Consider the following 8,364-nt stretch of genomic DNA (forward strand, 5'->3'; position numbering starts at 1 on the left):
TAGTAAATTATTGCATTGTTTTGCCACAAATAGTGAGTATTTATTAGACTAATAATTTCAATGGTTGATTTAAATTAAATTATAGCAATGCTTATTGAAGATGGTAGTATAATTAAGGAAGTGTTTAAATATCGCTGCTAGATTTATGTTAAGTGTGTTTTAGTGTTTGTGCCATATGGATAATGGGTATCTTTTTAGTGAGAATGCTGTATTTTTGTGCAATATGCACAATAGCTTCATTCATGGTAAGTTACCTATGGATGAAAAGTTTAGGGAATTATTTGTTAGCATTGGATTAGATGATGATGTGAATGTTGAGTTATACCAATCAATTAAGATGGATTATAAGCTGTGCATTATTAAAGATGAAAATTTAGATACAAACAATGAGAACAATGAAAATTGTATAGCTAATTGTGGAGATATAACTTCTATAGTTATGCTGTATATTGTAGAAAAATATAGATCATTTGGGTTTTTATATGCCAACCTAAATCCTTTGAACGATAATTCTAGTATGCTATTTTTTGATGTAGCTACACAAGATTTAGATTATGTGGATCCTAATATGATAATCAATTGTGGTAATTATTTAGGATTAGGACAGGTAAGTATTAGACTGCTTATGGAGAAACTTAGGAATATTTATTGTGGCCATTTATCTATAGATTTTGGCAATATTGCAAAAGATCAAAAAGAATGGTTAGCTGATAGATTAGAAAATAATCAATGCATTGCAAGTGACATAAGATGTATAGCACATGATTTATTGCTACGTGTATCAGAATTAGAAAATTTTTTACATCTGAGTTTTGTTGGCGGTAAGAGATTTTCTAGTGAGGGGCTAGAAAGTGTTGTTCTTGCATTAGAGATCATTGTTCAGCAAGCAGCTAATGCACAATACAAGGAAGTTGCAATAGGCATGGCACACCGAGGAAGGATAGCTGCTTTACGTGAGGTTGTAGACAAGGATTTAGAAAGTATTTTTTTTGAATTTGGCCCACTTTCTCCATATTCTACAAATAGCATCAATACAGGTGATGTTAGATATCACAATGGTTTTAGAAAGATGCGTAATATTGGCAATAACAACATAAGAGTCTGTATACTAAACAGTCCATCACATTTAGAATCCGTAGATGGTGTTTTAATGGGCAGTGTGCGTGCTATGCAAGACTCATTACCACAAGATGAAAAAATTAGCGTTATTGGCATTTTGGTTCATGGTGATGCTGCTGTTATGGGGCAAGGTGTAGTTGCAGAGTCAACTGTTATGGGGAGCTTAGATGCTTATAGTTCAATGGGTACAATACATATTATAGCAAATAATCAAGTTGGTTTTACAGCTAATATTGATGAAACTAGGCTTACAAAACACCCAACATCTTTTGCTCATTTAATTAATGCACCAGTGTTACATGTGAATGCAGATAGCCCAGATCATGTAATATCTGCAATGAATGTTGCATTTGCTTTCCGTGAAAAATTTAAATCAGATATTGTGGTTAATATTATTGGTTATAGAAAATATGGTCATAATGAAATGGATGAACCACGATTTACACAGCCACTTATGTATAACATTATTGCTAATAAATGTTCAGTTGTTGAGATTTATGGTAAAAAGCTAATGGCAGAAAATATTCTTTCTGATGATAAAATAAAACAAACATATAACTTATATTATAAAGCAATGGAAGATGCTTTAAAACATGTAACCAATGGTTGGTCTTTAAAAATTGCACCATTTAATCAGTGGGGTATAAATTTGAAGATTAATGATAACATTACAATGCGTACTGGTATTAATGTTGATTTGCTGAAAAAATTAGCAAAACAAGGATCTTATCTGCCCAAAGGATTTACAGTAAACAAGCAGATAAAGCGTTTCATGTCATTGAGAGCTGATTTATTTGCAAATGGTGTCAATTGGTCGAATGCAGAGTTCTTAGCTTTTGCTTCTTTGTTGTTGGATGGCTTTAATATAAGGTTTGCTGGACAGGACAGTAGGAGGGGTACTTTTTCACAAAGGCATGCTGTAATATTGGATGTAAAGACTGAAAAACAATACATTCCACTACATAATATAAATACTTGTAAAGGTGTGTTTAGCATTTATAACTCATTGTTATCTGAATATGCAGCCATGGCATTTGAGTATGGTTATAGCATCACAGACCAAAATACTTTAGTAATCTGGGAGGCACAGTTTGGTGATTTTGCTAATGGTGCACAAATTGTTATAGATCAGTATTTGTCTGCTAGTGAGTCTAAATGGTTGCAATCTAGTGGTTTAGTGCTGCTTTTGCCACATGGCTATGAAGGACAGGGTCCAGAGCATAGTTCAGCTCGTGTAGAACGTTTTTTGCAGCTTTGTGCTAATAATAATATGCGTGTAGTAAATTGCTCAACACCAGCTAATTATTTTCATATTTTAAGAATGCAAACAATGTCAAAGCTGCGTAAACCATTGATAATTTTTTCTGTTAAATCTTTATTGCGTCACAAGATGGCTGTTTCAAGTATTAATGATATGGCTATTGGCACACATTTTAAGCCCATTATTCATGATAAATGTATAGGCAATGTTAGAAAGGTCATTTTTTGTAGTGGTAAAGTATATTATGATTTAATTAGTGCAATGGACAATAATAATGATATTGCTGTGATAAGAATAGAGATTTTATATCCATTTCCAAGTAGAGAGATTGCCCAAATATTGCAAAATTATGGTTACCGAGATGCTAAAATTTTTATATGGCTACAGGAAGAGCCTAAAAATATGGGGGCATGGTTTTTTATTAGAGATTTTATAAATCAGATTTTAACCAATCAAAGAATTAAATGTGAATTGGAGTATGTTGGACGTCCAGTAATGGCTGCACCATCTTTTGGTTATGCTGCATTGCATTCTGTAATGCAGTTAATGATAGTAAATAGTGTGTTAAATAGGTAGTTATATGTCAATTATTGAAATTAAGGTTCCAACCATGGGTGAATCAGTTGTAGATGCAGTGGTTGGTTCAATTAACAAAAATGCTGGTGATGTTGTAAAGAAAGATGATGTAATCATGACACTTGAGACTGATAAAGTTGCTGTTGATGTTGTTGCACCTAAAGATGGTAAATTGCTTGAATTTATAGTGCAGGAGTCTAGTGAAGTTAAGATAGGTGCTTTGTTATGCACCATGGATGATGAAGTGGTGGCTAATAATGTAAATGTAGCTGATAGGAGTAAATCAAAAATAAATATAACTCAAACAACAGATCCAGTAATACAAGAAGGTGCCATAAGCAATGATGCTAAATTAGCCAATGTGTCTAATAAGAATGAAAGCCATTCAGCAAGCGATAAAGATTTAGCATTAGCAAAAGACAATATAGGATCTAAAAATACTAGTAGTGCTATGCAAACAAATAGTAAGGAAAGTGATATAGATAGCAATACAAACAAGTCACCCATAGATAATGATTTTGCCATGAGTAAGACACGAGATTTATCTATGCGCACAAGAGAAGAGAAGAGTATTAAGATGACAAGACTGCGTAGTCGTATAGCAGAAAGATTAAAACAATCACAAAATGATGCTGCTATTTTGACAACTTTTAATGAAATTGATATGAGCTCATTGTTGATGCTTAAAAATAAGCATCAGGATAACTTTTTATTAAAACATAAAATAAAATTTGGTTTTACCTCATTTTTTGTTAAAGCTGCTGCAATGGCTCTATTAGAAGTACCAATAGTTAATGCATCAATTGATAATGGATATGTGCTACACAGAAATTATGTGGATATAGGTGTGGCAGTTTCAACTAACAAAGGATTGGTTGTTCCAATTATTCATAATGCAGACATCATGGATGTTGTGGCAATTGAGAGAGATATTAAAGTATATGCCAACAAAGCTAAGAATGGCACTATAGCAATAGATGATTTAACTGGTGGTACATTTTCTATAACAAATGGCGGTGTTTTCGGCTCATTGTTATCTACGCCAATAATTAATCCACCACAATCAGCTATTTTAGGTTTGCATGCAATTAAAGATAGAGCTGTGGTAGTTGATGGTGAGGTTAAGGTTCGTCCAATGATGTATGTAGCCCTGTCTTACGATCATAGAATTATTGATGGGCATGAGGCAGTAATTTTTCTATGCTCAATTAGAGAGTATATTGAAGATTGTGCACGTATGTTGATAAGTGTATGAAAGTAGATTGAGACACAAAGATTAACTAGCATGCTTTTTAATGACAATAAGATAAAACAACAGCTGATTTTATCTGCCAATTTTGCAGTTCACAAAATATTTGCAGTGCTTTGTTGAATGATGCTACATTTTCTTTTGACATTAGCTCATCTGGTAATGGGTTTGGATTTTTTATGTATAATATTATTTTATCATCTTAAAATAATATTTAAATAAAGATTTTGTATATATTTTAGCTAAAGAAATCCACCATAATTTTTTTAGCAATGCACTCCGCTAGTTTTACTGGCACTGCATTTCCTATCATTTTATATTTTTGCACTACAGAAGTGCCAATAAATTTAAAACTATCAGGAAATGATTGAAATCTTGCTATCTCTCTAACAGAATAGCGTCTATGCAGTGTAGAGTGTGTTATGCCAGATCTTTCTGGAGTTGCTCTTGATGTTATGGTGCCCATTATCTCTTTTCTTGCAAATCTTCTGTAGAAAGCAGATGAATTATTTTTATTTTTAGGATCATCTCTTATTTTTTGCATTCTAGCTGGCAATAATTCATAAGACACATCTCGCCATGATCCACCTTCTGGTATGTGTTTGATTAAGTTAGCAGATTGAGGTGGTAGTTGCCATACCTCATCTTCTTCATCTTGGGGTTTCGGCATGCTCAATATATGATCAATTGTTAATTTCAATTTGTTTGGATTAGGATATGGAAATGTAAAATCTTTATGAATGTCATTTCTAATTCCAATTATAAATACCCTGTACCTATTTTGCGGTACATTATAATCTGATGAGTTTAGTAGTTTGTAGAAGAATTTATATCCAATTTTTTTAAGTTCTAGCTTCATACGCAATGGCATCAATAGTTTATTTTCATCTCTTGCACTTAAAAATCCTCGTACATTTTCAAGTAGCAAGATTTTTGGTTGTTTTATCTCTACAGTTTGTATAACTTCTTGAAATAGGTTGCCATGCTTACCTGATGTTGACTCACGTTTACCAGCATTTGAGAATGGTTGACATGGAATACCTGCAAGCACTATATCACAATTAGGTAGTGCTTCTTTTTTTACATATTTTATGTCACATATTTCTATTTGACCAAGATTATATTCATAGGTTTTTTGTACAGCTTTTGCAATGTCATTTGCATAAACAATTTTAAATCCTGACAAATGGAATCCCAAATCTAAACCACCACATCCTGAGAAAAGTGAAATTACTTCTGGTTTTTGCATATTAATTTATTTTAAATATTTCTGATTGGCTTGCATATACAATACCTTTGTTTCTATAAACTTTTTAAATTTAGCTTTTTTATTAGACTATAGCAAGATTATCTAATAGTTTTTACTATTAAGAAAGTATTTAACTATTACTTTAGATAAAATCTAACTTTGTTGTCTGATTTTTTCAACATCAAGTTTTATTTGTTGTGTTAGCTGATACAGTGATTGAAATTTTTGCTCAGCTCTGATAAAATTTTTGATTTTTACAATGCAAAAAGCACCATATATATTTTGATTAAAATCTAATATGTGTGCTTCAAGTAATGGATTTTTATTATTGCACATTGTTGGTCGTATGCCAATATTAACCACTGCTGGTAAGTATATGGCATTATTAATACTGATTTCTGCAGCATAAACACCAAATGGTGGATGTACGATATTTTCTATATTAATATTTGCTGTTGGAAAGCCAATTGTACGAGCTTTTTGGGCTCCTTTGATGATTCTTCCACCTATAGTGTAGCTATCTCCAAGCATTTTTTCTGCTATTTTAATACAACCTTTTTTGATCATCTGTTTTATGATTGTTGATGAGCAAGTTTTATTGTTAACTTGATACAAAGGTACAATATTTACTCTAACATTATATTTATGCAACTCCTTAGATAAGAGCTTAGTGTTGCCAGTACGATTATGGCCAAAATAGAAGTTTTCTCCTACTACAATCTGTAATGTTTTTATTTGATTTATTAATACTTTATTTATGAATGATATTGGAGTGGTGCTGAGTATCTTATGATTTGGGCGAATTATATAAATACTTTTTATGCCAATGTTAATAATTTTTTTAATTCTTATTCTAATGTTGTTTATATAAAGCTCATTTTTTATGTTGAGAAGTGTTGCTTTGGGATGTGGATAAAATATAAGTGCAACTGCAGGTTGTTTGTACTGTTTTGCAATTTTTACAGTGGTATGTAGTAGCTTTTGATGACCTAAATGCACACCATCAAAATTTCCTATGGCTAGTATTGGTCTAGATTTTTCTGCAATAGGTTCAAGTAGCTTGAACATTGGTAGATTTTTCTATTATGCACTTTACAATTTGCACTATGTTTAAAGCAGATCCTTTGCGCAGATTGTTTGTCATTGCCCACATAGTTATGGTGTTACTAGATTGCTTATTTTGCCGCAGACGTGATACAAATATAGCATCTTCACCTATGCAATCTATGTTTGTTATATATTCTGTGTTTTGTTGTGCAACAACTATTTGCTCTTGTTCATTTAGCGCTATACGTGCTGCTTGTATGTTTATACTATCTTTAAATCTTATGTTCAATGTCATACCATGCGAATTGAATGTTGGTGTATGAACACATGTTATGTCTATTGGGATGTTAGCTTCAAGTATAGAGTTAATTTCTTTGGCTATCATATATTCTTCAGTGGTATAGCCATCATCACAGGTTTCTCCAATAAATGGAATACAATTAAATGCAATTGTTCTTGGGAATATTGTGGGTGCAACTTGTTCAAAGGTGAATTTTGCTTTTGTCTGGCTGTACAGCTCATCCATTGCTTTTTTGCCCATTCCTGATGTGGATTGGTAGGTGGATATATTTATAGATGTAATTTTACCTAAGACACTTAGTGCATCTGCTATAATACTAGCTTGAATTGCAATACAGCTTGGGTTTGATATGATGCTTATATTTGGCCTAGTGTTTAGTAGTTTATTATTTACGCCATAAACAAGTGGTGGTATGTTGTTTGTGTTGCAATATATTGGAGTGTTGTTAATTACTATGCAATTGGCATCAATGGCTTTTTTTATGAAGAACTCTGACACACCTTCGCCAGTGGTAAAAATTGCAATATCAACCATATGAAAATCATAGTCTGATAATGCTTTTGTTTTTATACGATCTTTACCAAAGCTTATTGTTTTTTCAAATGATTCGTTTGGTGCTATAGCTATAATATTTTTTATAGAAAATTTTTCACTGGCCATTATATCACATATTTCACGACCAATATTATCAGTGGCACCAATTATTGCTATGTTCATCTACTCAACTATTTTTAGGTTGCTATCAACGCTTTGTACATCGTCAATATCTTCTAAGGCATTAATCATTTTTATAATTATATCTGCTTTATCTAGGGGAAGTTCAACAAAAGTTTGTGGCATCCAAACTATAGATGATTCAACTGGGTCATTAAATTCTTTAGTTAGCTGCATTCTAGTGGAATTAAGTTCTTTGGCTATGCATAGTACTTTAGTGATATTTTCTTCCTCATTGTTTATGTTTATTTCTTGATTGGATACAACATCCAATGCATTAGCCTCTGTTGCAACATTAAAGATTTTTTCATTATCCACATTGCTATACTTAAGCATTCCAACAATATTAAATATGTGGCTTACGCTTCCATCTATGCCAAGGTTGCCATTAAATTTAGAAAAAATTGATCTAACTTCTGAAGCTGTTCTGTTTTTATTGTCTGTTAGAGCATGAACTATAATTGCTACTCCATTTGCACCATAGCCTTCATAGTGCATTTCTTCATAATTTTCACTTACTGAAGTTGATGTAGCATTTTTTATAGCTTTGTCTATACGGTCTTTTGGCAGATTGTAATGCTTGGCTTTTGTTATTGCCAATCTTAACGCAGGATTATTTTCAACATTTGAGCCACCATGCTTTGCAGCAACAAATACAAGTCGTGTTATTTTTGTAAAATGTTTAGTTCTTTTATTATCTTGGGCTGCCTTACGATGTTTGATGTTGGCATATTTTGAATGTCCTGCCATGTTGCTAAAATTATTGTGGAGTTTTATTTATGATCTCGGTGTGATTCGAACACACGACCCACTGATTAAAAGTCAGTTGCTCTACCAGCTGAGCTACG

Annotated in this window: 6 protein-coding genes and 1 tRNA gene; 2 read left to right on the plus strand and 5 right to left on the minus strand. The window is 32.3% G+C overall.

Annotated features, from left to right (window positions below):
• Nucleotides 1-175: 175 nt before the first annotated feature.
• Both AABI72_RS02775 and odhB read left to right on the plus strand, forming a co-directional pair.
• Nucleotides 176-2,956 carry a 2-oxoglutarate dehydrogenase E1 component gene (locus AABI72_RS02775; protein ID WP_338364180.1) on the plus strand — a complete coding sequence of 927 codons (2,781 nt, stop codon included), beginning with the start codon at nt 176-178 and terminating at the stop codon, nt 2,954-2,956.
• Nucleotides 2,957-2,960: 4 nt separating this feature from the next.
• The gene (odhB, locus tag AABI72_RS02780) at nt 2,961-4,211 is read left to right on the plus strand and encodes a 2-oxoglutarate dehydrogenase complex dihydrolipoyllysine-residue succinyltransferase (protein ID WP_338364182.1); all 1,251 of its coding nucleotides are present in this window, start codon (nt 2,961-2,963) and stop codon (nt 4,209-4,211) included.
• A gap of 232 nt (nt 4,212-4,443) precedes the next feature.
• Here odhB and AABI72_RS02785 read toward each other — a convergent pair whose 3' ends face one another.
• From AABI72_RS02785 to AABI72_RS02805, 5 genes are all read right to left on the minus strand, one after another.
• Nucleotides 4,444-5,454: a DNA cytosine methyltransferase gene (locus tag AABI72_RS02785; RefSeq protein WP_338364184.1), complete on the minus strand. Its 1,011-nt coding sequence runs from the start codon at nt 5,452-5,454 to the stop codon at nt 4,444-4,446.
• 153 nt (nt 5,455-5,607) lie between these two features.
• Nucleotides 5,608-6,522: a bifunctional riboflavin kinase/FAD synthetase gene (locus tag AABI72_RS02790; RefSeq protein WP_338364186.1), complete on the minus strand. Its 915-nt coding sequence runs from the start codon at nt 6,520-6,522 to the stop codon at nt 5,608-5,610.
• Nucleotides 6,506-7,519, minus strand: coding sequence for an aspartate-semialdehyde dehydrogenase (locus tag AABI72_RS02795; RefSeq protein WP_338364188.1), 1,014 nt, complete (start codon nt 7,517-7,519; stop codon nt 6,506-6,508). Before AABI72_RS02795 ends, AABI72_RS02790 begins: the two co-directional genes overlap by 17 nt.
• Complete coding sequence (locus AABI72_RS02800) at nt 7,520-8,266, minus strand: YebC/PmpR family DNA-binding transcriptional regulator (protein WP_338364190.1); 747 nt, start codon at nt 8,264-8,266, stop codon at nt 7,520-7,522.
• 33 nt (nt 8,267-8,299) lie between these two features.
• A tRNA-Lys gene (locus AABI72_RS02805) sits at nt 8,300-8,363 on the minus strand.
• Nucleotide 8,364 lies beyond the last annotated feature (1 nt).

The sequence above is a fragment of the Candidatus Xenohaliotis californiensis genome (assembly GCF_963930935.1).
Taxonomy (GTDB): Bacteria; Pseudomonadota; Alphaproteobacteria; order Rickettsiales; family CAWVOK01; genus Xenohaliotis; species Xenohaliotis californiensis.